Annotated in this window: 21 protein-coding genes and 1 pseudogene; 12 read left to right on the top strand and 10 right to left on the bottom strand. The window is 70.6% G+C overall.

The genetic code is table 11. From position 1 onward, the window contains the following. Positions 1-70: 70 nt before the first annotated feature. Together BKN51_RS17600 and BKN51_RS17595 are read right to left on the bottom strand one after the other, a co-directional pair. The gene (locus BKN51_RS17600; protein WP_101608687.1) at positions 71-760 is read right to left on the bottom strand and encodes a sigma-70 family RNA polymerase sigma factor; all 690 of its coding nucleotides are present in this window, start codon (positions 758-760) and stop codon (positions 71-73) included. A 144-nt stretch (positions 761-904) separates the two neighbouring features. Then, a complete protein-coding gene (locus BKN51_RS17595) occupies positions 905-1,402 on the bottom strand; it encodes a hypothetical protein (protein WP_101608686.1) in 498 nt (165 codons plus the stop codon). 199 nt (positions 1,403-1,601) lie between these two features. Here BKN51_RS17595 and BKN51_RS17590 point away from each other — a divergent pair, with 199 nt between their 5' ends. From BKN51_RS17590 to BKN51_RS17580, 3 genes are all read left to right on the top strand, one after another. After that, positions 1,602-2,633, top strand: coding sequence for a hypothetical protein (locus BKN51_RS17590; RefSeq protein WP_101608685.1), 1,032 nt, complete (start codon positions 1,602-1,604; stop codon positions 2,631-2,633). A 129-nt stretch (positions 2,634-2,762) separates the two neighbouring features. After that, the gene (locus BKN51_RS17585; RefSeq protein ID WP_101608684.1) at positions 2,763-3,239 is read left to right on the top strand and encodes a glycine-rich domain-containing protein; all 477 of its coding nucleotides are present in this window, start codon (positions 2,763-2,765) and stop codon (positions 3,237-3,239) included. A 20-nt stretch (positions 3,240-3,259) separates the two neighbouring features. Then, the gene (locus BKN51_RS17580; protein ID WP_233224198.1) at positions 3,260-4,117 is read left to right on the top strand and encodes a hypothetical protein; all 858 of its coding nucleotides are present in this window, start codon (positions 3,260-3,262) and stop codon (positions 4,115-4,117) included. Positions 4,118-4,134: 17 nt separating this feature from the next. Here the strand turns inward: BKN51_RS17580 and BKN51_RS17575 are convergent, their stop codons facing one another. After that, complete coding sequence (locus tag BKN51_RS17575) at positions 4,135-5,004, bottom strand: alpha/beta fold hydrolase (protein WP_101608683.1); 870 nt, start codon at positions 5,002-5,004, stop codon at positions 4,135-4,137. Between the two features lie 119 nt (positions 5,005-5,123). On the opposite strand from BKN51_RS17575, the gene BKN51_RS17570 reads away from it, so the two are divergent. Beyond that, the gene (locus BKN51_RS17570) at positions 5,124-8,207 is read left to right on the top strand and encodes an AfsR/SARP family transcriptional regulator (RefSeq protein ID WP_174720547.1); all 3,084 of its coding nucleotides are present in this window, start codon (positions 5,124-5,126) and stop codon (positions 8,205-8,207) included. Position 8,208: 1 nt separating this feature from the next. On the opposite strand, the gene BKN51_RS17565 is transcribed toward BKN51_RS17570, so the two are convergent. From BKN51_RS17565 to BKN51_RS17555, 3 genes are read right to left on the bottom strand one after another with little or no spacing between them, the layout of a single operon-like run. Then, positions 8,209-8,505 (bottom strand): hypothetical protein, encoded by a 297-nt coding sequence (locus tag BKN51_RS17565; RefSeq protein WP_101608681.1) that lies wholly within the window; start codon positions 8,503-8,505, stop codon positions 8,209-8,211. After that, entirely contained in the window at positions 8,498-11,896 is a 3,399-nt protein-coding gene (locus tag BKN51_RS17560) for a TM0106 family RecB-like putative nuclease (RefSeq protein ID WP_101608680.1), read from the bottom strand. The genes BKN51_RS17565 and BKN51_RS17560 overlap by 8 nt, the downstream gene beginning before the upstream one ends. 52 nt (positions 11,897-11,948) lie before the next feature. Next, on the bottom strand, positions 11,949-12,659 hold the full coding sequence (locus tag BKN51_RS17555; RefSeq protein ID WP_101608679.1) for a GntR family transcriptional regulator: 711 nt from the start codon (positions 12,657-12,659) through the stop codon (positions 11,949-11,951). A gap of 120 nt (positions 12,660-12,779) precedes the next feature. Here BKN51_RS17555 and BKN51_RS17550 point away from each other — a divergent pair, with 120 nt between their 5' ends. The 4 genes and pseudogenes from BKN51_RS17550 (at position 12,780) to BKN51_RS17535 (ending at position 16,505) form a co-directional block, all read left to right on the top strand. Next, positions 12,780-13,700 (top strand): glycoside hydrolase family 16 protein, encoded by a 921-nt coding sequence (locus tag BKN51_RS17550; RefSeq protein WP_101608678.1) that lies wholly within the window; start codon positions 12,780-12,782, stop codon positions 13,698-13,700. Positions 13,701-13,737: 37 nt separating this feature from the next. Beyond that, positions 13,738-14,055, top strand: a pseudogene (locus BKN51_RS17545) (sigma factor-like helix-turn-helix DNA-binding protein); the annotation flags it as partial. 66 nt (positions 14,056-14,121) lie between these two features. Then, positions 14,122-14,898: a cyclase family protein gene (locus BKN51_RS17540; RefSeq protein ID WP_101608677.1), complete on the top strand. Its 777-nt coding sequence runs from the start codon at positions 14,122-14,124 to the stop codon at positions 14,896-14,898. Further along, positions 14,895-16,505: a thiamine pyrophosphate-binding protein gene (locus BKN51_RS17535; protein WP_101608676.1), complete on the top strand. Its 1,611-nt coding sequence runs from the start codon at positions 14,895-14,897 to the stop codon at positions 16,503-16,505. Before BKN51_RS17540 ends, BKN51_RS17535 begins: the two co-directional genes overlap by 4 nt. Before the next feature lie 3 nt (positions 16,506-16,508). Here the strand turns inward: BKN51_RS17535 and BKN51_RS17530 are convergent, their stop codons facing one another. From BKN51_RS17530 to BKN51_RS17520, 3 genes are read right to left on the bottom strand one after another with little or no spacing between them, the layout of a single operon-like run. Next, complete coding sequence (locus tag BKN51_RS17530; RefSeq protein WP_101608675.1) at positions 16,509-17,771, bottom strand: class I SAM-dependent methyltransferase; 1,263 nt, start codon at positions 17,769-17,771, stop codon at positions 16,509-16,511. Between the two features lie 27 nt (positions 17,772-17,798). Further along, positions 17,799-19,184: an FAD-binding oxidoreductase gene (locus tag BKN51_RS17525; RefSeq protein ID WP_101608674.1), complete on the bottom strand. Its 1,386-nt coding sequence runs from the start codon at positions 19,182-19,184 to the stop codon at positions 17,799-17,801. 59 nt (positions 19,185-19,243) lie between these two features. Continuing rightward, the gene (locus BKN51_RS17520) at positions 19,244-20,476 is read right to left on the bottom strand and encodes an SGNH/GDSL hydrolase family protein (RefSeq protein ID WP_101613279.1); all 1,233 of its coding nucleotides are present in this window, start codon (positions 20,474-20,476) and stop codon (positions 19,244-19,246) included. A gap of 113 nt (positions 20,477-20,589) precedes the next feature. Between BKN51_RS17520 and BKN51_RS17515 the strand changes: the two genes are divergently transcribed. The 4 genes from BKN51_RS17515 (at position 20,590) to BKN51_RS17500 (ending at position 25,816) form a co-directional block, all read left to right on the top strand. Continuing rightward, the gene (locus BKN51_RS17515) at positions 20,590-20,961 is read left to right on the top strand and encodes an MmcQ/YjbR family DNA-binding protein (protein WP_101608673.1); all 372 of its coding nucleotides are present in this window, start codon (positions 20,590-20,592) and stop codon (positions 20,959-20,961) included. A 114-nt stretch (positions 20,962-21,075) separates the two neighbouring features. Next, complete coding sequence (locus BKN51_RS17510; RefSeq protein ID WP_442857696.1) at positions 21,076-22,248, top strand: sensor histidine kinase; 1,173 nt, start codon at positions 21,076-21,078, stop codon at positions 22,246-22,248. Continuing rightward, the gene (locus BKN51_RS17505; RefSeq protein ID WP_101608672.1) at positions 22,245-22,907 is read left to right on the top strand and encodes a response regulator; all 663 of its coding nucleotides are present in this window, start codon (positions 22,245-22,247) and stop codon (positions 22,905-22,907) included. The genes BKN51_RS17510 and BKN51_RS17505 overlap by 4 nt, the downstream gene beginning before the upstream one ends. 2 nt (positions 22,908-22,909) lie before the next feature. Beyond that, entirely contained in the window at positions 22,910-25,816 is a 2,907-nt protein-coding gene (locus BKN51_RS17500; RefSeq protein WP_101608671.1) for an AfsR/SARP family transcriptional regulator, read from the top strand. Here the strand turns inward: BKN51_RS17500 and BKN51_RS17495 are convergent. Further along, on the bottom strand, positions 25,788-26,228 hold the full coding sequence (locus BKN51_RS17495) for a hypothetical protein (protein WP_101608670.1): 441 nt from the start codon (positions 26,226-26,228) through the stop codon (positions 25,788-25,790). The genes BKN51_RS17500 and BKN51_RS17495 overlap by 29 nt on opposite strands. Positions 26,229-26,242 lie beyond the last annotated feature (14 nt).

Here is a 26,242-nt window from a genome sequence, read left to right as displayed (position 1 = left end):
GATAGGTGGACAGGATGCAAGATCCCCGTACAAGTGGCGTACAAGAAACGACGGTCCGAAGTGGACGGTTCTATACCGGGACGAGCTCCGGTACTGCCACCTCTTCGAGTTCCGGGACAGCTGGCGCGTAACGGGCATTCCGCTCGGTGAGCAGGGCGCGCAACCTGGTCAGCGCCCGGTACTGGGCCGCGCGGACCGCGCCGGCGCTCGGCAGGCCGAGGCGTTCGGCCGTCTCCTCGGCCGAAAGGCCGAACACGAACCGGAGGGCGAGGACCTGCCGGTGCGGCATCGGCAACCTGGCCAGCAGGACGCCGGCCTGCATCCGGTGCTCCAGCCGTTCGATCTCGTCCGGGTCACGGCGGATCCACCGGGTCAAGCCGTCGTCGATCTCCGCGACGGCGGCGACCGGTTCGCGAGCGCGGCGCCGGTGGAAATCGGCCACCTTGTGCCCGGCGATCCCGAAGGCGAAGGCGAGGAACCCGTCCGGGCGGTACCGGTAGCGGGGCAAAGCGATCAAGACGGCCTGAAGCACCTCCTGCGCGCAGTCCTGTGCGTCGCAGGCGCCCGTTCCGGTGCTCCCGAGCCTCCGGGCGCAGTAGTGGAACACGTGCGGGGAAAGGAAACGGGCCAACTCCCGGACCGCGTCCGGATCACCCGCGACGGCCGCCCGGACCAGCCTGCTCTCCGGGTTGGGCAGCAGCCCCGCCGTGGCGGCCGCTCGGGAGTCCGCGGGTATCGTCGAGGGCGCTACCTCGTCCAAGTCTGCACTCCTGGTTCAGGGGAACTGGTCACCAAGGTGCGCCCGTCATCGGGGACTGGGACTTCGTGCGCGGTTGTCCAGCCTGCCGCGCCGCGCTGGGGTTGTCCACATGTTCGGCGGGAAGTCATCCGAACCGCGCAATGTCTACTGTGGACGCTGGGGCTGCGATCCCTTGAGGCAGGAAAGCACCGGGGGATAGGCCGTGGTGTCGGTGCTGAGGAAGTCCGATGTCCAGACCAGGCAGTGCGCGAGCACCCGGATCCGGCGGTCGAGGTCGGCGTTTGCGCAGGCCGCCCCGATCTGGTCGGCGCAGGTGTCCCGATCGTCGCGGACGCTGGCGGCGATGGCGCGGACGATCGCGGCCACGCCCGGGTCCAGTTTGTCGGGCCGGACGGTCAGGCCCGCGGGATCCCGCAAGCGCAAGGTGAACGGTTCACGGATCCGCAGCGAACGACGGCGATCCTTGGCGGCAAGGGAGAAGGTGTCGACCAGCCGCCCGACGACGTCGCCGAGCGCCGGTCCTTCCCGGGTGGGCGAGGCGGTGGACACCAGGGCGGCGGCGAGCCGGTCGGCCTCGCCGGATCTGGTGAGGGAAAGGAGATCGCGGGCGACGGTGTGCGCGCGTCTGGGACTGGGTTTCATGTCGGGGCCCCTCGTTTGTCCTGCCGACAACCGATACCCCGCGGGAAGGAGGCTAAACATGAAGGTATGTCGGATTGGGGCGGCCGGGGGCGCGGATTGCGCCGTTCGGCCCAGTCCGGGGGCGATCGGACGGTTCTGTAACGGCGAGCGACCGGGGGACGACGCCTGGTAGGACCGGTCGTCGGACGGGCGGAGGGGCATGCTGTCGAGTCTTCTCCCGGGACTGCGGGAACTCCGGGCGCCGCTCGCCGCGGGCTACGTCTGGCTTCTCGGGCTCTGGCTCGTCTTCCGGCCCGGCCTGCCCCCGCCCGGTCAGGCGTCCGGCGTCTACCGGGACCTGCTGGATCTGGGTTCCTGGTCGGGCAAGGCCGCGGTCTTCGCGGCCGCCACGTTCGCCGCGTATCTCCTCGGGACGATGTCCCTTGCTATCACCCATTGGCTCGACACGATCGTGACCCCGTTGTTCCGCCGGTCGAAACTCCAGGGAATCGCCTGGCTGGAGCCGAAATACCGGGGCAGGCGGCTGATCCTGCGCGCGCTGCGGGACGCCGTGCTCAACAAGCTGTCGGACCGGTTCCTCACCGACGAGGCCTTCCGCGACAAGGTGCTGTCCCACGTCAGCGGGCTTCAGGATTTCGCGCGGCGGGCAGGACAGGAACTGCCGGAGATCGTCGCCGGGGTGCGCGGTGGCGACCACCGGCGACGGGCCATGGACGACTACCTCCACCGCTGGCACCTCCTCGGCACCGTCGTCCGGCTCGACGCCTACGTCGAATCGGCCAAGGAGGATCTGGACTACGTCGGGCCGCGGCTGCTCGGAAGAGAGGACCAGCTCTACGGCGAATACGACCGGCAGAACGCCGAAGGATCGTTGCGCATCGGTCTTTTCCTGCCGCTCGCATTCCTCGTCGCCGTCCTCGCCCTGCGGGTGAGCCCCTGGTGCCTGCCCGCCCTGATCGTGCCCGTGACACTGCTCTATCTCGGCTCGTCGTCGTGGGCGGCGGCCGAGCAGAACCTTGCCGTGGCGCTCGCCGCGGAACGGGTCGAAAGCCCGACGCTGGAACTGCTCAAGTCGGCCGACGTCGAGTTCGTTCCCTTCGAGTTGCTGGTGCTGGGGCGGGTGGTGCCGGGTTATTCCGCCGGTTACCCGAACGCCCGCGCGCCCAGGGAAACGCAAGGACGCATCGCGACCGTCGCACCGAGCAAGTCCATGCCGAAACCCAAGTTCTAGCGCGTCAGCCTGATAACGACCTGGCTACCTGGCAGGGCCACTCAGGTGGAGTCGCGCTTCGAACGACTGATCGGGTCCACAGCGTGCGGCAGCCTACCCATTGAGGAGAGAACCGAAAAGGAGTGGGGAATGACAAACACCGTTGAAGAACTTACCGGCCAGGGACTCATCCCCGGTGAGCTGTTCGGGCGGCTCGTGAATCGTATCGCCAAAGAACACGGCATGCCGCGTGAGTTCGCGGCCCGGATCATGGATCAAGCGCTGGCCTTCCTTCGCGCGTGCGGCGAACGTCACCGCGCGCCGCTCGGGCCGTCGGAACTCGTGGACATCGGATGGCACACCTTCATCCTCTACACCCGTGAATACGCGTCTTTCTGTGAACGGGTGGCGGGAGGATTCATCCACCACACCCCCAACGACGACGGCATGAGTGGGACGGACCCGGAAAAGCTGATCGCCCGGACCACCGAGGCTATTCGCTCTCTCGGGTTCGCGGTCGACGACGAGCTTTGGTTGACTTTCATGGTCAAGTGCAGCGATGGCGACGATGGTTGCCGGGCATCGGGCAAAGACGGCAACGAGAACACCGACACCAACGGCAAGTAGTACCAAGGACAGGACAACAGGTGAAGAAGTACGGCTGGGACGAGTTACCGGAACCCGTTCGGGAAGCCCTCCGGAATCGTGTCGGCGACATCGACAGGGTCGGTGAGATCGAGGTCGGCCAGAGCAGCAACTTCGCCGCCGTGTTCTATCGCGACGGAGCGGCCCCCTTGTTCGTCAAGGGTGTCGAGGGTGTGTCGCCCGCGATGCGCTGGCTTCGGAACGAGGCCGAACTCGGCACGCTGGTATCCGGCATCGCCCCGGCCGTGCACTTCGCCGCCGACATCGAGGACTGGCTGCTCGTCGGCTTCGAATACGTCGACGGCCGACGAGCCCGGCTCCAACCGGGCTCGTCGGATCTCACGCGAGTCGCCGAGACGGTCAACCGCATCGGCGATATCAAAGCGCCCGGACTCAAGCCCCTGGAACAGCGCTGGAAGTCCGCTTGGTGGCCCAAGCTCGCCCAGGAGCGGCCAGAGATCGTCGGCGACTGGGACATCGACGAGCTGACGGCATGGGAGCAGAAGGCTCCGGAGCTCACGGCCGGACACTCCTTGCTGCATACAGATCTTCATGCCGACCAGTTCCTCGTCCCGGCGACCGGAGACATCCGTGCCATCGACTGGGGCTGGCCCGCTCAAGGTGCGGCCTGGGTCGATCCGGCCTTCATGGTGATCCGCCTCATCGGTGACGGCCATCAGGCGATGGACGCCGAGACCTGGGCGAAGACGAGCACGCGCTGGAGCGAGGCCACCGAGGAGGAGGTCACCGCGTTCGCCGTGTACGTCGCAGGGCTCTGGAGCTACAAGGCCGCTACCACCACCAGGCTGGCACAGATCGCACGTGACTATGCCGGCTGGCGCCTGCGTCGGCCGCTCTGATTCGCCCGCCCCAAGTTCTAGCGCGTCAGCAGTTCCCGCAGTGCCTTCACCACCTCCGACGGTGACTCTTCGGCCATGAAGTGGCCCGTGGTGACCGTCCGGTGGTCCAGGTCCGTCGCCCACGCCTCCCAGAGCGCGACGGCGTCGTAGCCGAGCGCGGCGCCCCAGTCCTGCTGGAGCACGGTGAGCGGCATGGCGAGCCGGTTGCCCGCTTCGCGATCCGCGGTGTCGTGCTCGACGTCGATCGTCGCCGACGCGCGATAGTCGGCGACGATCGAGGTCACCGCGTTCCGTGACGCCTCCAGATACGCGGCCCGGACGTCGGCCGGGATCGCGTCGCCCGGCCGCGTCCACGCGTCGAGGAAGTGGCCGAAGAACGCGTCGGGCGCGGCGCTGATCAGCTGTTCCGGCAGGCCGGGCGGCTGAGCCATCAGGTAGAGGTGAAAGCCGACCGCGGCGCGGGTGCCGTGCAGCACGTCCCACATGTCCAGGGTCGGCAGCACGTCGAGGATCGCGAGGTGGCTCACCTCGTCCGGGTGGTCGAGCCCGGCCCGCAGGGCCACCAGCGCGCCCCGGTCGTGCCCGGCGAGGGCGAACCGGTCGTGGCCGAAGGCCTTCGCGACGGCGACGACGTCGGCCGCCATCGAGCGCTTCGAGTAGGTCTCGCCGGTGTCGGCCGGCTTGTCGCTTTCGCCGTATCCTCGCAGGTCAGGGCAGAGGACGGTGTGGTCTGCCGCCAGATCCGCCGCCACGTGCCGCCACATGAGGTGGGTCTGGGGGAAACCGTGCAGCAGCACGATCGGGCTGCCCGTCCCGGCGACGGCGACGTCGAGTGTCACGTCGTCGGCCACGGGGACGCGCTGGTAGTCGAATCCGGTGATGCGCATGAGTGCCTTCCTGGTCGTTTCCGTCGACCACGAGCGTCCCGGGCCCGAATCAGCACCCGGTCAGCGACGACCGAGCGGCCGGGGCACGATGATCACCGTCGGTGAACGAGGAGGTGGCGATGCGGTTCGGGGTGCTCGGCCCGCTCGTGGCCGAGGACGCGCGGGGCGACGTCGGGCTCAACGGCCCGCGGCACCGGGCGGTGCTGGCGAGGCTGCTGATCGCCCGCGGCCGGGTCGTGCCGGTGGAACGCCTGGTCGACGACCTGTGGGAGCGTCCGCCCGAAGGCGCTGTCGGCGCTGTCCAGACGTTCGTCGGCGCCTTGCGCCGCGCGCTGGAGCCGGACCGCGCGCCCCGTGAGCCGGCGCGGCTGCTCGTCACGGTCGACCGCGGCTACGCCCTGCGGGCGGATTCCGTCGACGCCTGGGATTTCGAGGCCGCTGTCACCACGGCCCGCGAACTGGTCGACGCCCATCGCGCGGACGCCGCACTGTCGCAAGTGGACACCGCGCTCGCGCTTTGGCGCGGGCCCGCGTATGCCGGGTTCGCCGACGAGGGCTGGGCCCGCGGCGAGGTCTCCCGGCTGACCGAACTCCGGCTGCTGGCGGAGGAACTCCGCGCCGAGGCCCTCCTCGCGCTCGGGAGGGCCGCCGAGGCGATCCCCGAGCTGGAGTCACGGGTTCGCGAAAACCCGTTGCGGGAAAACGGTTCCCGGTTGCTCGCGCTGGCGCTCTACCGATCCGGGCGGCAGAGTGACGCGCTGGCCGTGCTGCGCACCACGCGCGCGCTGCTCGCCGACGAACTCGGCCTCGATCCGGGCGCGGGCCTGCGTGACCTGGAAGCCGGCATCCTGGCGCAGGCGCCCCGGCTGGCGCCGCCCGTGCCCAAGATCGCCGAGCGGCCGCTGATCGGCCGCGCCGCGGAGCTGGCGAGGCTCGACGAAGCCGCGACACGGTCGAGGCTGGTGCTCATCTCGGGAGACGCCGGGGTCGGGAAGACCGCGCTCGCCGAAGCGTTCTCCGCTCGCCTGGCCGCGCAGGGCTGGGCCACGGCCTGGGGGAGCAATCCCGACGACGAGGGCCTGCCACCCGCCTACGCGTGGAGCCGGATCCTGACCACGCTCGCCGACGCCGGGTACGGCGCCGCGCCGACGGCGAGTCCGGTGACCGGGGATCCCATGACCGCGCGACGGCGATGGCATCGCGCGGTCGCGTCCTCTCTGGCCGGCGCCGCGCCTCTGCTGCTCGTCCTCGACGACCTGCACTGGGCGGGTGAGGAGACACTGGCGTTGCTGACGTCGGTACTCGCCGAGCCGGTGCTGATCGTCGCGACCTATCGCGGGAGCGATCCGTCCGCCCGCTTGACGGAATTCCTCGGCCGGGCCGCGCGTGTGGAGCCGACACGGATCTACCTCGGTGGCCTGCCCGAGACCGACGTCGCCGGACTGGTCCGCGTCACGACCGGGGAGGAGATCGATCCGGAAACCGCCGCCGCGATCCACCGGCGCAGCGGCGGGAACGCCTTCTTCGTCCGAGAACTCGCCCGCCTGCTGGCCTCCGAAGGCCCAGCCGCCCTGGACGCTGTTCCACCGGGAGTCCGCGACGTCGTCCGGCACCGGGTGGAGGCGTTGCCGGATACCGCCCGTGAGGTGGTGCGCCGGGCCGCGGTGATCGGCACGGACGTCGATCTCCGCCTGCTCGAAGCCCTGTCGGGGAAAACCGCGCTCGACGCGACCGAAATCGCGGTCCAGCACGGATTCCTGACCGAAACGGGGCCGCATCGGTTCCGGTTCTCGCACGCTCTCGTCCGGGACACGCTCTACCACGATCTTTCCCGGTCCCGCTGTGCCCGCGAGCACGGCAGGATCGCCGAAGCGCTGGAGAGCCTTCGCCCGGACGACGTCGATGCCTTGGCACATCATTACGTGCTGTCCGAGGAACACGCGGGACGCGCCGCGCACTACGCGAAAGCCGCCGCGGAAAAGGCTGAAAGCCGTTTCGCGCAGGCGGAAGCGGCGAGACTCTGGGACGCCGCGCTCACCGCGTACGACCGCTCCGGTGCCACCGACGCGGCGGAGCGCCTGGAGCTGATCATGGGCAAGGCCCGCGCGTCGGCCGTGTCCGGCGGCCTCGGCCAGTCCCGGCGGCATCGGGCCGAAGCGCTGGAACTGGCGGAAAAGCTCGACGATCCGCTCCTGACCGCGCGCGTGATCGGCGCCTTCGACATCCCCGCCATCTGGACCGAAAGCGACGATCCCGCACTGGCATCCCGGATCGCGGCCGCCGTCGAACGGACCCTCGCCGCGTTGCCCGAGGAACGGACGGCGGAGCGTTGCCGTCTGCTGGCCACGCTCGCCGTCGAACTGCGGAACGCGGGCGGGCGACGAGCGCGTGAGGCCGCGCGAGAAGCCGAGACGCTCGCACGGCGGCTCGACGACCCGGCGCTGCTGGCCTTCGCGCTCAACGCCCGGTTCCTGCAGTCCTTCGATCGCGCCGGGCTCGCGTCCCGGCGGGCCGGGATCGGCGCGGAACTGGTCGATCTCGCCTCGCGGCACCGGCTGGTGACGTTCGAGGTGCTCGGACATCTCGTGCTGGTCCAGGCGAAGAGCGCGCTCGCGGATTTCGCGGCCGCGGACCGGCATGCCGAGTCAGCGGACGAACTCGGGGAGAAGTACGGCCTTCCGCTCGTCGCCGTGTTCACCCGGTGGTATCGCGCGATGCGGACCGCGACGACCGGTCCCGGCGGGGAAGCCGCCTATCGCGCCGCGGCCGCCGGGCTCGCCGGAACGGCCATGTCCGGAGTGGACAACGGGATCCTCGCCCTCGCCCTGTTCTGCGACCGGATTCAGCGAGGCTTGCCGCGAGAAGCGACCGAAGAGAGCTACGGCGCCTACGAAAGCTGGTGCCGCCCGGTGCACCCGATCCCGGATTCGCCCCGGGACCTGTTGTACGAGGCCCGCACCTGCCTGCACGCCGTCGTCGCGATCGAAACCGGTGACCGGACGCTGATGGACCGCCTGTACGCCGAACTCCTGCCCGCTGCCGAAGAGATCGCCGGAGCCGGGAGCGGGATGCTCACCCTCCGCCCGGTCGCCCGCTACCTCGGTGACCTCGCCACCGCCCTGGGCCGCCACGACGCGGCCGCCGCGCACTACCGGCAGGCGCACGCCATCGCGGTCGAAGCCGGTTCACCGCACTGGGGCTAGCTCACTGCTCCCGCATGGCGCGGCGGATCTCGGCCAGTTTGTCCTTGGCCGCCTTGTCCCGGTCGGCGATCTTCTTGTCCAGCGACGCCACGTCTTCCTTGCCGCCCAAGCCCGCGAGTTCGGTCGAGCCCAGCGAGGTCGTGTACCGCTGCTCGATCCGGTCACGCACGTGGTCGAACGAGGGCACCCCCGACTCGCTGTAGTCCGGGTCCGGAACCTCGACCGGCGGGGCCGGGGACTCTTCGACGATTTCGGCGTCGAGGATTTCCGGCTTCTTCTCCGGACTGTTCTCACTCATGGTCGCTCCGTCCTTGCCGCCAGGGTACGGCTTCCGTCATCAAACCGAGCATGCCCGAGACGAGGCGCATCTGCTCGACCGTGCGGATGTCGGCCTCGACCAGCCGCGGCGAGCAGACCACGACGGCGAGCGCCTGCGCCCGCGAGAGCGCCACGTTGAGCCGGTTGCGGGAGAGCAGGAAGTCCAGGCCGCGCGGCAGGTCGACCGCCGACGACGAGGTCATGGTGGTGATCACCACCGGCGCCTCCTGCCCTTGGAACCGGTCCACGGTGCCGACCCGCACGCCGGGGTGCCCGGCCTGCTCCAGCGCGCGGGCCACGACGCGGGCCTGCAGGTTGTAGGGGGCCACGACCAGGATGTCCTCGTCGCCGAGCGGCCGGGGCTCGCCGTGGTCGGTCCAGGTGCGGCCGTGGAGTTCGGCGACGAGAGCGGTGACCGCCTCGGCCTCCTCGACCGATCGCGTCGTGTTGCCGTGGTGGTCGACCTCGGCGAGGTACAGGCCCGCGTCGACCCCGTCGATCGCCCGCTCGGCCGCGGAGGGATGCGAGTGCAGGCGGCCCGCGTAGGACAGCCGTGACACCGGTGAACAGACGGCCGGGTGCATCCGGCGGGTCTCGTCGAGGAAATAGCCGAGTTCGGCCGGGATGATGTCGGCCTCGCCGATCAGATGCCCCAGCGCGGAGGCTTCGGCGCCCGCGGGATGCGTGCCCTGCACGACCTGTGGCAACTGCTGCGGATCGCCCAGCAGCAGGAGGTTCTTGGCGCACATCGACACCGCGAGCGCGTCGGCGAGGGCGAACTGGCCCGCCTCGTCGATGATCAGCAGGTCGAACGGCTCTTCCCGGATCGCGGCGTTCGCGAACGTCCACGCGGTGCCGCCGACCAGATGGCCGGTGTCGTGTTCCTCGCGCCATTTCACCAGCGCGGGATTGGTCTTCGGCTGCTCCCACGGCGCGGCCGGATCCGGGGTCCGCTTGGCGCGTTTGGCGCACGGCAGATCCGGCGCGTTCTTCAGCGCGGCGGACAGCACGTTCTCCACGGCCTTGTGGCTGGTCGAGGTGACGGCGATCGTCTTGCCCGCGCGGACGAGCTTCGCGATCAGCCTGCCCGCGAGATAGGTCTTGCCCGCGCCGGGCGGGCCCTGGACCGCGAGCGCGGAGCCGTCGAGCGCCTCGACGGCCTCGATCACCGTGTTGACCAGGTCGGGACCCGGTTCCGGCAGGGTCGCGTCGTCACGCAGCCGGGGCGTCGTGCGCCGGAGCAGGTCGACACCGGGGTGAGCGGGCAGCGTCGGGAGCGCGTCGACGACCAGCCGGGCGAGGTCCGCGACCGCGTCGTCCTTGGGGGAGGGCCGCACCGGGCTCCCGGGCAGCACCGCGACGGGCCGGTCGGCGCTGGTCTCGTCGGGCTGGCAGCTTTCCTCGAGGGTCAGTTCGACGGCGGTGGCCGAGACGACCTTGGCGTCCCGCGCGGCGGCTCCGTAGCGCAGGCGGACGTCGTCGCCGGGAGCGAAGGGATGCGGCCGGTCCGGGTCGCAGCGAAGCGTCAGCGACCGCTTCGCCTTGCGGACGCGGCCCGAAGGCGGCACCCATTCCCCGGCCTCCATGGTCACCGGGACGGCGCAGGCGTTGTCGGTTTCCAGATCGCCGAGCGGGGCGGCCAGCTGGCGGAAGTACTCCCACCACGCCGGATTCGTCTCGCGGCGGTGGTAGCCGACGGACGCGGCCAGCAAGGCGCGAGCGCGGTCCTCGCCGGTGAACTCGGCCGGATCGTCGGGCAGCCCGTCCAGCAGCGGGTCGACCAGCGCGGCCAGCTGCGCGGCGCGTTCGGCGCGTTTCTGCGCGGCGACGTCCTCTTCGGTCTGGCGGAGCAGAGCGTCCACATCGGACTCTTCGGGTGGCTCGGCGAGCGCGATCCCTTCCTTCACGCGGATCTTGTGGAGGAACTCGAACAGCCGGAGCGTGGAGACGCAGTCGTATTCGTTGTAGTCGCTGATGCCGCGCAAGACTTCGGCCGCGTGCGCTGTCTCGCCGGAGGCGGTGAGCGTCAGGTATTCCTCGTAGGCCTCGATGCTCGAAACCGCCGTCTTCACGTCGCCGTCGCGCGCCTCCGGCATGTACAGCGGTTCGAGGTACTTGATGGAGTACGACCGCTGCGAGACCCGGAGTGCCTTGCGCACCACGGAGTACAGATCGACGAGCCCACCGCTGCGCAGCAGGTGGTCGACGGCGTCCTCCCGGGTCCCGTGCACGGCGGCGAGCCGCTTGATCGCGGTGACCTCGTACGGGGCGTAGTGGTAGACGTGCGAACCGGGATGTTCCGCGAGCCTCGCGGTGGCGAAGTCGACGAACTCCTCGAAGGCCCGCTTCTCCTGCGACCGGTTGTGCGCCCAGAACGGCGTGAACGGTGTGCCGTCCTCGTCCGTCACCGCGCCGAAGAGGTACTCGAGCCCCTCACCCGCCAGGGCGTAGGGATCGCCTTCCATGTCGAAGAAGACGTCGCCGGGCGCGGGCGGCGGCAGGGCGGCCAGCGCGTCCGGATCGATGATCTCGTAGGCGATCTGCCCGGTGGCGTCCTGCCGGACCTGGATCGCGGCCTGGGCGCGCAAGGTGGTGAACGACGTCGTCGAGATGTCGCGCGGCCGGTCCTCCGGAGCGGCCTCCGCGAGCGCGTCGATGGTGCCGAGTCCCGCCGCGACGAGTTTGCGCCGCTGGTCACCGCGCATCCCCGCCACCAGCGAAAGATCGCGATCGGCTTCGCGGGCGCTCGCGCAGTGAGCGGTGTAGGAGCAGCCGCCGCAGGCGGGCCGTTCGTCGGCCCACAGCGGGACCGGCAGGGTGGGCGGCCGGTTCCGCAGCCGGGTGCGGAGCCTGTCCACCAGCGGGAGGAAGTCGTCGACGCGGAACGAACGGGTGCTGTGGTCGCCGAGCAGCAGGTGCATCCGCGGTCCGGCGGGCCAGCCCGCCCGGCGCAGGGCATCGGCGTACGCGGTCAGCTGGACCACGGCGGCGGGCTTCGCGTGCCGGGCCAGCTTCGTGTCGTACACCTCGTAGCGGCCCTCGTCGTCCCGCATCAGGAAGTCGGCGCGGCCGGAGAACTCGCCGTCGTGGAAGACCGCCTGGTAGATCACCGGGGCGCCCGCCCGCAGCGCCTCTTCGGTGGCCTTCGCGGCGACGACCGGGTCCCGTTCGTCGATCTCGACGACGGCATTCTTCTCGCCGCGCAGCTTGTCCAGCGTCGCGGCCTCGTGGGCGCGCCCGTGGGTGACCGCCAGCTGATCCGGGCCGGAGCCCCGCCGCGGCGCTCCCGGGAGCCCGGCGGACAGCGCCTGGTTCAGGACGCTGCGGTGCTCGCATTCGAGCAGGTCGGCGAGATCGGACGGGGTGTACATCGCCCGGGAGTCTGGCATGGACTCTCCGGCCGGCCGCCCCGGCACGCCGGAGTCAGCCGGAGGTGTGGTCGAACTTCAGGTGCGAGGTGATCCGGTAGCGGTCGCCACGGTAGATCGAGCGGGTGTACTCGATCACGCGGCCACCGGCGTCGCGGGTGGTGCGCTCGAACAGCAGCGCGGGGGAGTGCTGCGGGACACCGAGCAGGCCGGACTCGTCGGCGTCGGTGACGGTGGGCTCGATGACCTGCACGGCCGTCGCCGGGACGACCTCGTACCGCCCGCGGAGCAGTTCGTAGAACGAGCCGGACTCGAAGTCGGCGGCCGTGATGTCCGGCACGACGTCCCGGGGGACCAGGATCCGTTCGATCGCCATCGGCGCCTCCTCGACGACCCGGACCCGGGTGACGGCCACCAGCGGACGGCTGGGGGAGACCTCGAGCCGTTTGCCGAGCCGGGCACCCGCCGGGGTGACGGCGAAGTCGATCACCCGGCTGGTCCAGTGTCCTTCGGCGGGCGGGGCGAACTGCTCGCCGCCGGTGGCGGGCACGAGGTCCTGGGAGATCTTGCGCGGCGCGGTGAACGTGCCCCTGCCGTGCTCGCGGACGACGAGGCCGTCCCGCGCCAGTTCGTCGATCGCGGCTCGCAAAGTGGGGCGCGAGACGCCGATTTCGGTGCTCAGCGCGCGTTCCGACGGCAGGACCTCGCCCGGCAGCCGCCGCTCGATGAGCTTGCGAAGCCGTTCCTTGACCTCTGTCCGCCGCATGACCTCAGCCTACCCAGTGGTCACCGGGAATTGACTGGTGGACAAGTTGTCTAGACCTATTGACTTTACCACTTCCCGGGGAGACCTTGAAGAAGCTGACCAGTGGTAAAGGAGAGAGCGATGTCGAACTCGAAGAAGTTCCGTTTCGCCGCTTTGGCCGCGTTGTCGGTCGCCGCGCTCGGGCTGGCGCCGGGGACGGCGAGCGGCGCGGCCGCGTGCGGGGCGCTGTTCGACGACTTCCACTACGCCTCGCACACCGACGGTCTGCTCTCGCGGCACGGCTGGCAAGTGCGTTCCGGCGGCGGTGGCCCCGGCGTCCCCGGCGCGCGGTGGGCACCGGAAGGCATCACGTTCCCGACGTCGGGCGGCGACAAGGTGCTGCAACTCGCCTCCGCCACCGACGGCACGTCCGCGGGGACGACGCAGACCGAGATCATGCAGCCCGACCGGCGGTTCTTCGAAGGGACCTACGCGGCACGGATCCGCTTCTCCGACGCGCCGTCGTCCGGCCCCGACGGCGACCGGATCAACCAGACGTTCTTCACGATCAGCCCGCTGCGCTACGACAACGACCCGATCTACAGCGAACTGGACTTCTCGGAGTACCTGCCGAACGGCGGCTGGGGCGAGGCGGGGCCGGTCAATTTCCAGACCAGCTGGCACACCTACACGCCGGACCCGTGGTACGCCGAGAACAAGAGCGCCAGCCAGCGCCGCAGCATCGACGGCTGGCACTCCGTGGCCGCGACCGTGTCCGGCGGCCATGTGCGGTACTACATCGACGGCGCCCTGGTGGCCGACCACGATCGCGGCGGGCCGTTCGACGTGTACCCGCGGCAGGACATGTCACTGAACTTCAACCAGTGGTTCATCGACCTCACCCAGCACACCGGCGGCGCGAGCACCTATCTCGAACAGGTGGATTGGGTCTACTACGCGAAGAACGAGGTCCTGACGCCGGCCGTGGCCGCCGGACGCGCCGCTTCGTACCGGTCTTCGGGCGTGCGGTTCGCCGACGATCTCGGGGGTTGTCAAATGTGAGCGGGGTTCTGCGGGAACGAGGAGTGCGGTGGACGAGTGCCTGAACGTGCTGCGCTCGCGCGATCACCGGCGCGAAGATCCGCTGGACGCCGCGTACTCCGAGCCCGCCGACTCCGCGGCCGATCCCGCCGCCGACGCGGTGCTCACCGACTCGATCGGCCTGGCGATGCCGGTGGTCCTGGACACGCTGGCGCCCGCCGAGCGGCTCGCGTTCGTCCTGCACGACATGTTCGCGGTGCCCTTCGACGAAATCGCCCCGCCGATCGACCGCACCCCGGCCGCCGCGAGGCAACTCGCGAGCCGCGCCCGGCGCCGCGTCCAAGGCCGTCCCGCCGCCGCGGAACCGGACCATGCGGGACCCGCCACTCTCGCTCCAGGCCTAAGGTGATCCGGACGCCGCAGTCACGTCCGGGAGGCACGCATGTCGTTGTTGGCCCAGTTGACCACCGCCCTCACCAAGGGCGCGATCGAGGTCGTCGACCTCACCGCCCCGTTGAGCGCGAGCACGCCGATCCTCCAGTTGCCGCCGCCGTTCGCGAACACGATCCCGTTCGGACTGGAGGAGATCAGCCGGTACGACGAACGCGGGCCGCGCTGGTACTGGAACAACATCCACACCGGCGAGCACACCGGGACCCATCTCGACGTCCCGGTGCATTGGCTGTCGGGCAAGGACGGTCACGACGTCTCCGAGGTGCCGTTGCGCTCGCTGGTCGCCCCGGCGGTGGTACTCGACGCCTCCGCCCGCGCGGCGGAGGATCCGGACTTCCTGCTCTCCATCGACGACATCCGCGAGTGGGAGCGCGAGAACGGGCCCTTGCCCGACGGCGGCTGGCTGCTTTACCGCACGGGGTGGGACGCCCGGTCGCACGACCAGGAGACCTTCCTCAACAACGACGAGAACGGCCCGCATACGCCGGGAATCTCGGGGGAGTGCGCTCGCTGGCTCGCGGAGGAGGCGCCGATCACCGGGTTCGGCGTGGAGACCGTCGGCACCGACGCGGGACAGGCGATGGCCCTCGAACCGGCCTTCCCCTGCCACGAACTCCTTCTGGGCGCGGGAAAGCACGGCCTGACCCAGCTGCGGAACCTGGCGAGCCTGCCGCCCACCGGAGCCCTGCTGGTCGTCAGCCCGCTCCCGATCGTCGGCGGTTCCGGCAGCCCGGCCCGGGTCTACGCGCTGGTCGAGCGGGCATGAAGGTCGCGGAGCTGGTCGGCCGCACCCTCGCGGAACTCGGGGTGGGGACCGCGTTCGGGGTCGTCGGCAGCGGCAACTTCGAGGCCACCAACGGATTGCGGGCGGGCGGGGTGCGGTTCGTCGCCGCGCGGCACGAGGGCGGCGCGGCGAGCATGGCCGACGCGTACGCGCGGATGAGCGGCCGCGTGTCGGTGCTGAGTCTCCACCAGGGTGTCGGGCTGACCAACGCGCTCACCGGGATCACCGAGGCGGCCAAGAGCCGGACCCCGATGATCGTCCTGACCGCCGACACCGCGGCGTCGGCGGTGCTGTCGAACTTCCGGATCGACCAGGACGCGCTCGCGACGGCCGTCGGCGCGGTGCCGGAACGCGTCCACGGCCCGGCGACCGCGATCGCCGACACCGTCCGCGCGTACCGGACGGCCTGGCAGCAACGCCGGACCGTCCTGCTCAACCTCCCGCTCGACGTCCAAGCCCACGAAGCGCCCGAAGCGATCCCGGTTCCGGAAATCCCCGGTCCGGCGCCGATCCGGCCGGACCGTCAGGCGGTCGCGAAACTGGCCGACCTCCTCGCCGGGGCGCGGCGGCCGGTGTTCATCGCCGGCCGCGGCGCACGGGAGAGTTCGGCGCCACTCCGCGAACTCGCGGAAGTCTCCGGCGCGCTGCTGGCGACTTCGGCCGTGGCACACGGCCTCTTCCAAGGCGACCCCTTCTCCCTCGGGATCTCGGGCGGCTTTTCGTCGCCCGCGGCGGCGGACCTCATCGGAAACGCGGACCTCGTGATCGGCTGGGGGTGCGCGCTGAACAGGTGGACCACGCGGCACGGCACGCTCCTCGGCCCGAACGCGCGGCTGGCCCAGGTCGACGTCGATCAGGCCGCGCTCGGCGCGCACCGGCCGATCGACCTCGGCGTGGTCGGCGACGTCACCAGCACCGCCGCCGACGTTCACGCGGAACTCGGCACGCGTGGCCACGGCGCCGAGAGACCGCGAATCCCCGCGACGAGCTGGAACGACGTGCCGTATGACGACCTGTCCGGCAACGGGAGGATCGATCCGCGCACCCTCAGCCGCCGGCTCGACGAGATCCTCCCGGAAGAACGCGTGGTCTCGATCGACTCCGGCAACTTCATGGGTTACCCGAGTGCGTACCTGTCCGTCCCCGACGAGAACGGTTTCTGTTTCACCCAAGCGTTCCAGTGCGTCGGGCTCGGCCTGGGGACGGCGATCGGCGCGGCACTGGCGAGGCCGGACAGGCTCCCGGTGCTCGGTGTCGGCGACGGCGGGTTCCACATGGCCATTTCCGAGCTGGAAACCGCCGTGCGGCTACGGATCCCGCTCGTGGTCATCGTCTACAACGACGCCGCGTACGGCGCCGAGATCCACCACTTCGGTGCCGCGGACATGACCACGGTCCGGTTCCCCGACACCGACATCGCGGCGATCGGCCGGGGCTTCGGCTGCGACGGCGTCACCGTGCGGTCGGCCGGGGATCTGGCCGCCGTCACGGACTGGCTCGGCGGGCCACGGGACGCGCCGCTCGTCATCGACGCGAAGATCGCCGACGACGGCGGCTCGTGGTGGCTGGCCGAAGCCTTCCGCCACTGACGGCTAAACGCCCCAGTCCGGCCGCAACGGCATCCCCGAGTCCCCGTCCGGACCGACCTTCACGCCGAGAACCTGGTGCAGTTCGATCTCCCGCCGCTCGAAGGCGAGGCGGCACGCGGCCATGTACAGCGCCCAGACCCGGCTCCGCCCGGCGCCCGCTTCGGCGACGGCCTCGTCCCAGTTCGCGTCGAGGTTGGCGCACCACGCGCCGAGGGTGGTGGCGTAGTGCTCGCGCAGGTTCTCCGAGTGCCGCACTTCGAGGCCGCTGTCGTGCATCGCGGTGGCGATCTCCCCGACGGACTCCAGTTCGCCGTCGGGGAAGACGTACCGGTCGATGAAGCCGCGCGAACTGTGCGCGACGGAGGTGTCCGGATTGGTGATGCAGTGGTTCAGCAGGCGGCCCTGCGGCTTCAGTTTCCCGGCGAGGAAACGGAAGTACGACGGGAGGTTCCGCGCGCCGATGTGTTCGGTGAGCCCGATCGACGACACCGCGTCGAAGCCCGTTTCGGTGACGTCGCGGTAGTCGAGGTGCCGGACCTCGGCCCGGTCCGCGAGCCCCTTGGTCACGATGTCCTTCTGCGCCCACTGCGCCTGCTCGCGCGAAAGGGTGACGCCGAGCGCCTCGACGCCGTAGTGCTCGACGGCGTGCTCGACCATCCCGCCCCAGCCGCAGCCGACGTCCAGCAGCCGCATCCCCGGCCGGAGGCCGAGTTTCCGGCACACCAGGTCGAATTTGTGCGCCTGCGCCTCTTCCAGCGAGGATTCGGCGGAGGGATACGCGGCGCACGTGTAGGCCATCGACGGGCCCAGCACCAGTTCGTAGAACCGGTTCGAGACGTCGTAGTGGTTCGAGATCGCGTTGCTGTCGCGCGTCTTGGAGTGCCGCAATCCGTCGAGGCCGCGCTTGAGCCTGCTCGGCAGTTCCTCGGCGGGCGGGGCGACGCGGCGCAGATGCGTGGGGCCCAGTTTGCGCAGCAGCCACACCCGGTCGGCGGGGCTGAGCTGGTCGACCTGGGCCACGAGCGCGCGCAGTGCCGTGTAGAGGTCACCGTCCACATCGAGCGCGCCCGCGACATAGGCGCGCGCGAGCCCGAGGTCTCCCGGGGACGACATCAGATACGTCAGCGCCAGCGGTGACCGCACGTGGATCGACACCGGCGCGTCCGCCGGGCCGCTCGCGCTGCCGTCGTAGCCGGTGATGGACACCGCGGCGCTCGGGCCGAGCAACCGCTCGAAGATCTTCCCGACGGTCGTCGTCTCAGCCATGTTCGTCTCTCTTCTTCCCGTCCCGGGTCACCGCCGCCGCACGCATTTCGCGTACAGGTCGAGGAGGCGGCCGTCCGGGTCGTAGGCCGTCTTCAGTTTCCGGTAGGCGTCGCCGTTGTACAGCCGCCAAAACTCGTCTTCGGTATAGAAACTGTCGGAGTACAGCGATTTCCGCCCGCCGAGTCGCGTCACTTCGGCCTCGATCAGCCGATTGTGCGTATCCGGCTCCTCGCCGGGGTCCAGCGGGACCGCGGACCAGAAGCCGAAGTTGACGTACAGCGTTTCGGGGTCCATTTCGTACAGCGGCGAGTTCACGCCGCCCGGCCGCTGCTTCAGCGGGCAGATCCACACCGGGCTGATCGGGATCTCGCGGCGGAAGAAGTCCAGGAACTCCGCGGCCCGCGACAGCGGCACCTCGATGTCCTGGACGACGGTCTCCTCCGGGGGAAGCCGTCGAAGCTTGAGGAGTTTCGCGGCGATCCCGAACCGGCGGTCGAGCGCCACCAGCTTCCAGTAGACCGACGATCGCAGCAGTTTCCTGCCCAGCAGCAGCCGGGGGAGCCGGCTCTGGACACCGAACGCGCGGGAACACCAGAACCAGTCCGTGTCCCAGCGCCACAGGTAGTCCCGGACGCTCAGGTGGTCGGTCTCGCGTTCGCGGATCGACTTGTAGTAGATGTCGAGCCAGGTGTAGTCGCTGGTCGCGGGCGCCGAGGTGGTGAACGTGCCCAGCGTCAGGTACTGCTCGCCCGGGCCGAAGACGGTCCCGTCCACGAAGTCGGCGGACCCGTTGCGGCAGGCCTCGCCGAGTGCCGCGAAGTACTCCTCGGTGTCGTCGTACCGGACGTGGTCGAGCCGCACGTACGGTTTGACCGGCTCCAGTTCGATCTTCAGCCGCAGCGCGTAACCGAGCGTGCCGTACGAGTTCGGGAAGCCGTGGAACAGTGCGCTGTGCTCGTTGTCGGCCCGCGCGACGACGATCCGGCCGTCGCCGGTGAGCAACTCCATCTCCAGCACCGACTCGTGTACGAGGCCGTTGCGGAACGAGGAGGACTCGATGCCGAGGCCGGTGACCGCGCCGCCGAGCGTGATCGTCTTGAGCTGCGGCACGACCAGCGGCATCAGCCCGTGGGGCAGGGTCGCGTCCACCAGTTGCTCGTAGGTGACCATTCCTTCGACGTCGGCCGTGCGAGCCAAGGGATCGACGTCTAGTACGTGCGTGAACCCGGAGACGTCCAGCCCCGGGGTGCTGGTCGCCGTCCGCGCCCGGAACAGGTTCGACGTCCGCTTCGCCAGCCGGATCGTGCCGTGCAAGCCCGCGAGCTGAGCCCGGAGCGCGTCGGCGCGCGCTTCGTGTTCGGCGAACCGGACCAGGCGGGCCGTCGCTCGGGTTCCGCCGTCGCCGCTAGCCATTCCTGATCGCCATCAGCTCATCGTGCCCCACGGAACCGCGCGGCGCAGCTCTTATTTCGCTACCTCAGCCGCGACAGCGAGACCGCGTCCGCCATGGCGGTGAAGCCCTTGTCCCCGGGGTGGAGGTGATCGCCGGAGTCGTACTCGGGTTTCATCCGCTGCGGGTCGGCCGGATCACGGATCACCGCGTCGAAGTCGATGTGGCCGTCGAAGAGCCTGCTGGTCCGGATGAACCGGTTGACCGCCTGCCGGGTCTCCTCCAGCTGCGGCGTGTACGAGCCCCAGCCCTTCCACGGCGTGATCGTCGCGCCGAGCACCCGCAGGCCGCGGTCGTGCGCCCTCGTCGCGATCTGCTTCAGCGCCGAGATGATCTTGTCCGGATCGGCCTGGTGCGGTGTCTGCTGGATGTCGTTGATGCCCTCGAACACGATCGCCGTCCGCGCGCCGGACTGGGCCAGCACGTCCCGGTCCAGCCGGGCCAGCGCGTTGACGCCGTAGTTGCCGCCGTCGAGCAGCAGCCGGTTCCCGCTGATCCCGGCGTTGAGCACGCCGGTGTCCCGGCTGATCTTGTCGGCGAGCTGATCGGGCCAGCGCAGGTTCGCGCCCCACGTCGAGTTCGCCCCGTCGGTGATCGAGTCGCCGATCGCCACGACGCTGCCCCGCAGGCCGGGACCCCGGACGTCCACTCCGGACACGTAGTGCCAGACCGCGGTCTTCTCCGGGAACGCCGCGGCCGACTCGTCGGCGGCCTTGTCGCCGTTGCGGGTGAAGTAGGAGTTCTGCATGGCCAGCGGGTGGTAGGTGACCGGACCGGACGGCGTCGGGGTGTACGTGGTCACCAGGAGGTCGCCGTCCCTCGGCACGGTCAGTGCCGCGCCGTCGCTGACGATGTCCGCGCCAGGTGGCACGGTGACCTCACCGTCGCCGCCGAAGGTCAGCGTGCGCATCGTGCCGGGGACCGCCTGCGGCGTGTCCGGGCCCGCGGCGACCGCGACGGTCACCCGGCCGAACAGCACCGGCGTCCGGCCGAAGGCGTTGGACAGCCGCACGCGCACCTCGCGCCCGCCGGCGCTGGTGTGCACGATGTTGCGGATCGAGAAGTTCGGGTAGCCGTTGTCGGTGCCCGCCACCCCGGCCGCCGGTGCGGCCGCCCAGGTGCCCACCCAGCCGCTCGTGGCGGTGCTTTCCCCGGTTTCCACCGGGACGGCCGGAGCCGCCGCGGCGGCTCCCGGTACCACGCCCAGCAGCAGGATCGCCGCCACCAGCAGGTTTCTTCCGCGGTCCAGTCGCATGTCGGTCACGCCTCCACCCAGTCGACTCCCTTCATCGTCAGGGAATCACCGACAGCCGGTCAATGCGCCGGAGAGGACAGGTTTCTGTCGGTGGGCCGGGCTAGGGTTCCCGTATGACGCCTGCCGCTCTCGAGAAGCTCTGTCTCGGCTTCCCCGGTGCCCGCGCGGAGTTCCCGTTCGACGAGCATTCGAGCGTGTTCAAGGTCGCGGGCAAGATGTTCGCGCTCAGCGCGCTCAAGGCGAAGCCACTGCGCGTCAGCCTCAAATGCGAGCCCGACGTGGCCGTCCGGTTGCGCGCCGAACATCCGGCGATCATCCCCGGCTACCACCTGAACAAACAGCACTGGAACACCGTCGAGCTGGACGGTTCGCTGACCGACGGCTTCGTCCGGGAGATGGTCGAGGACTCCTACGACCTCGTGGTCGCGGGCCTGCCGAAGCGGGAACAGGAGAAGCTGAAGTGGGTCGCGCTCAGCCAGGAGTGAGCGCCCGGGTTTCATCCGGATTTCATCGGCCCGTGCCACCCCGGCCTCCTACCGTGGGCGGAGACGGGTGCCGCCCGCCGCACGATGACGCGCTTCCCGGTACTTCCTAGGCTGATGCCCGTGCTGGAGATCTTGGTGGATCGGTTCCGGGCACGGGTGCAGGTCAGTCTCACCCGTGCCGGACTGAGCCTGCCCTGGTGGGGGGCGTTGTGCGCGAGCGCGGTGAGCTTCGTGTTCACGACGGTCGCGCTGGTGCAACGGGACGCTCTCCTGCCGCCGCAGCCGATCGCGCTGGCCGGACTGGTAGTGATCGCGCCGTCGCTGATCTGGACGATCACCGACTGGATCATGCCGTGGGTGCGGATGACCGCGCTGATCACCGCGGCCTCGATCCTGCTCCTCCAGCCGGTCCTCCCGGATTTCGCGCCGTTGCTGCTGCTGGTCGCGGCCACCGAAGCGGGCAGTGTCCTGCGGACGACCTGGGGGATCGTCCTCGTCACCGGCGCGGGCGAGGCGGTGCTGGTCGTCGCGGGGATCTGGGGCGGGCTGGTCGGCGTGCCGGTGTACATGGTCTCGATCCTGCTCGGCCTCAGCGGCGGGCTCATGGTCCGCTGGTACACCAGGGTGCTGGACGCCGAACGCGTCAACCGTGACGCGTCCCGTGACAAGGCCTTGCTGGCCGAAAGGCAGCGGATCGCACGCGAGGTGCACGACGTCGTCGGCCATTCGCTCAGCATCACGCTCCTTCACCTGACCGGGGCCCGGCGCGCGCTGCAGCAGGACCGCGACGTCGACGAGGCGATCGAGGCGCTCACCGAAGCCGAGCAGGTGGGACGGGCCGCGATGGCCGACATCCGCCGCACGGTCGGCCTGCTCGCCGACACCCCGTCGGGCTCCACCCCGCTGCCCGGGGTGGAGGACATCGCGACGCTGGTGGAACGCACCCGGGTCGCCGGACTGGCGGTGCGCTATACACAGGAAGGCGACCTCGGCCGGGTAGGCGCCTCGGAAGGATTGGGCCTCTACCGGATCGTGCAGGAATCACTCGTCAACGTTGTCAAACACGCCCCCGGCGCGACCGCGGAGGTCCGGCTGAACGCCGGCCGGTCGGGCGCGAAGCTCGTCGTCAGCAACCCTCTCCCCGCCGCCGCCCGGCGCACGTCCGAGGACGGTTCGGGACTGGCGGGGATGGCCGTCCGCGCGGCCCAGCTCGGCGCCCGGCTCAGTGCCGGGCCCAGCGGCAAGCAGTGGGTCGTGGAGGTCACCGTGCCGGGAGCCAAGCCGTGACCGCCGCCGAGATCCGGGTGCTCCTGGTCGACGACCAGGAGCTGGTCCGCTCCGGGCTGCGGCGCATCCTGCGGCGCCGCGACGGGTTCGTCATCGCGGGGGAGTGCGGCGACGGCTCGGAAGTGCCCGCGGCGCTGGCCGCGAACGAGGTCGACGCCATCGTGATGGACCTGCGGATGAAGAACGTCGGCGGGGTCGAGGCGACCAGCAGGCTGCGGCGCTCCGGTGGTCATCCGCCGGTGCTCGCGCTGACCACCTTCGACGACGACAACCTCCTGGCGGACGCGCTGCGGGCCGGTGCCGCTGGGTACGTCCTCAAGGATTCCCCCGCCGAAGACCTGATCCGGGCCGTGCGCGCGGTCGCCGCGGGCGACGCCTGGCTCGACCCCGGGGTCACCGGCCGCGTGCTCGCCGCCTACCGGCAGGCCGCCGGGAACGGCAGCGGCGGACGTTCGCCCGAACTGCTGACACCGAGGGAACAAGACGTGCTCCGGGCGATCGGCCGCGGGCTGACCAACGCGGAGATCGCCGCGACACTCGTGATTTCGGAGGTGACCGTGAAAAGCCACATCGGCCGGATCTTCACCAAGCTGCAGCTGCGGGACCGGGCCGCGGCGATCGTCTACGCGTTCGACCACGGGATCGTGGTGCCGGGCTAGCCATGCGAAACGAAGGGGGGAACATGCCGGACTCGCGGCTTCGGTTCGAGGTGCTCGGCCCGTTGCGGGCCTGGCAGGGGGAGACGCGGCTGGACCTCGGTCCGGTTCGGCAGCAGGCCGTGCTGGCCGCGCTGCTGCTGCGCCCGGACGTGACCGTCAGCCATTACGAACTCACCGACGGGCTCTGGGAGCGGCCACCGGAGTCGAACGTGCTGCCGGTGTACGTCCGGCGGCTGCGGCAATGCCTGGACACCTCCGGGCAGAAGCCGCGGGACTCAGTGATCGTGTCCGACCGCGGCGGCTACCGGTTCGCCAGCGGCGGGGTGCGGCTGGATGTGACGAGGCTGGAGGAGATCGCGGTCGTCGCGGCCGCAGCCGAGGAGACGGGTGACTTCATCACCGCGGTGGACACCTTCGCCGAAGCGCTCCGGTTGTTCCACGGCGAGCCGCTGACGGGACTGCCCGGCGCGTTCGTCCAGGGTGAGCGGCGACGACTGGAGGAACGCAGACTCCTTTTGCTGCGCCGGAAACTGCGGGCACAGCTGAAACTCGGCCGGTTCGACGAGGTGATCGGCGAACTGTCGGCGCTGGTGTCCGCCGACCCGCCGAGCGAGCCGCTGGCCGCGCTGCTGATGCGCGCGCTCTACGGCGGCGGGCGCCAGGCGGAGGCGCTGGAGGTGTTCACCGACGTCCGCGAGCGGCTGGTGGAGCAACTCGGCGTCGAACCAGGCGAGGAACTGCGGCAGGTGCAGGAGGCGGTGCTGCGCGGGGACGACGCGCTGCTCGGGGTCTCCCAACGCCGGGAGACGCCGCGCCGGATCCGCAACGAACTGCCCGCCACCAACGGGGAACTCGTCGGCAGGGACCGGGAACTCGCGCTGCTCGTCGAAGACGGCGACCCGGAGTCCGTCTCGGTCGACGCCGTCGACGGCGTCCCCGGCGCGGGGAAGACCACGCTCGCGGTGTGCGCGGCACACCGGCTTCGCGAGTCCTATCCGGACGGTGCGTTGTTCGTGGATCTGCACGGGTACACCGAAGGCCGCGAGCCGGTGACGCCGGAGCGCGCCCTGCGGCGGTTGCTGCGCGCCGTCGGTGTCGAAGACCGCGTGATGCCGGACGATCTCGACGAACTGGCCGCGTCGTGGCGGGCGGCGACCGCGCAACTGCGGTTGCTGCTGGTACTCGACAACGCCGAATCCGCCGGGCAGGTGCGGCCCTTGCTGCCGTCCGGCCCGGGCAGCCGGGTGCTGGTGACCAGCCGCCGTCGGCTGTCCGGTTTGGACGCGGATCGCCGCGTCTCCCTCGGCGCGCTGGGCCTCGAAGCCGCGGAACGGCTGCTCGGCCGCATCGTGGGGGCGCCGAGGGCCGAGGGCGAGCGGTTCGCCGTGCGCGCGCTCGCCGGACTGTGCGGGCGGCTGCCGCTCGCGTTGCGGATCGCGGGCGCCCGGCTGCAGAACCGTCCGATGTGGACGTTCAAGGACCTGGTGGACCGGATGTCGGACGACGAGCGGCGGCTCGGCGAGCTGACCGCGGAAGACCGCAGCGTCGAGGTGGCGCTGCGCCTGTCGTACGAACAACTGCGGCCCGTCGAGCAACGGGCTTTCGGCGTGCTCGGCCTGACCCCGACCCCCGAATTCGACCGGCTTTCGGTCGCCGCCCTGCTGGACTGCTCACCGGCGGAAGCCGAGCGACGGCTGGAAAGTCTCGTCGACGCGAGCCTCCTGCAGGAACCGGCGAGCGGCCGCTACCGGCTGCACGATCTGGTGGCCGTCTACGCACGGCGGCTCGCCGGGGAACTGCCCGGCGACGTCGTCGAAGAAGCCCGGAAACGGGTGTACGGCCTGTACCTCGGCGCCGCCCGCCGGGCGAGCGAATGGGGTGTCGCACGATTCCCGGTGGAATCCGGCGGCGGACCGTTCACCGGGCAACGCGACGCTTCCGCCTGGCTGGACGCCGCCGGCGACCTGCCCGAAGTGGTCACCCAAGCGGCGGAGGCCGGGCTGGACGGCCTCGCGTGCTCGATCGCCGAGGGGCTGGTCGACTATCTCGCGCGCCAGCAGCGATACCACGAATCCCGGACGGCACTGCAGATCGCGCTGCCCCTGGCCGAACGCGCGGAGGACGGGCGCCTGGTCTCGTCGCTGCGGTTCTGCCTCGGCTACGCGTACGCCATGCAGGGGCAGCTCGACCGGGCGCGCGGCTGGTTCGACGACGCGCTGCGGGCGGGCCAGGCCTCCGGCGACCGCGGGGTGGAGGCGCGGGCGCTGGGCGGGCTCACCATGGCGGATCTGATCGCGGGGCGGCACGATCTCGCGATCCCCGGCATGCGGCGGGTGATGATCTTGGCCGAGGAAGTGGAGGACGGCTGGCTGGCCGAACGGACGTTGTCCGCGCTCGGCTATCTCGCCTACCTGCAGGGGGAGCACGAAGAAGCGCTCGTCCACCTCGGCCGCGCCCGTGACCTGAGCGAGGAGATCGGCAGCCCCGGGATGCTGGCGAGGGTGCTGTGCCACAGCGGCACCGTCCGGCTCGAAACCGGCAGGTTCGCCGAAGCCGTGCTGGATCTCCGGCGTTCGGTCGAGCTCGCCGAGGAGACGACGGACGGCCTGCTGATCGCGACCAGCCTGGCGCGCCTCGGCGCGGCGGAACTGGAACTCGGGAATCTCGGCGAGGCGTTCGAACTGCAGCGGCGGGCGCTGGCGGCGGTCACCGAGGAGACCATCGTCGGGATGGAGTCCGAGATCCGCAACCGGCTCGGCCGCACCCATCTCGCCGCGGGCGACCCGGCGGCCGCCCGCGAGCATTTCGAATGGGTGCTCACCACCATCGGACCCGACGGTGATTCCGAGCAACGGGCGCTCGCCCTGGAAGGTCTGGACCTCACCAGACAGTCGGTACACCGGCGTTGATGATCGTGAAGCGGTGTCCCGCCATGCTCGTCCGCCACCGGGTGAAGTAGGCGTCGGCGGCGTCGGTCACGTGGATCCCGGCACGGACCTCGTGGACGACGCACGCCCAGTCCGCGGCGTCGCACAGCACCAGTTCCCGCGGCGCCCCGCGCTTCCGGAGCACGGACGAGCACAGGGCGCCGCGCCTTCCGACGTTGCCGTCGTCGAGACAGCGGCCGAGGTCGTCGACGGCCTGGGCGGCGGTCTCGAACAGCGTCCACCGGTACCGGGGCGACGGGCGGCCGTCGGCCCACGGCGTGAAGAACGCCGCCCAGCTCCAGCCCGGTCCGAAGACGCCTTCCCGTTCCCCGGGACTCGGCCGGTCGTCCCGGGGCATCACCATGTTGTACGGGGTCCGGCTCGCCGGGCTCATGCACGTCTCCTCGA

This window comes from Amycolatopsis sp. BJA-103 (assembly GCF_002849735.1).
Classification (GTDB): domain Bacteria; phylum Actinomycetota; class Actinomycetes; order Mycobacteriales; family Pseudonocardiaceae; genus Amycolatopsis.
Note: the sequence above shows the minus strand (reverse complement) of the source record. Positions and strands in the feature narration are given on the sequence as shown.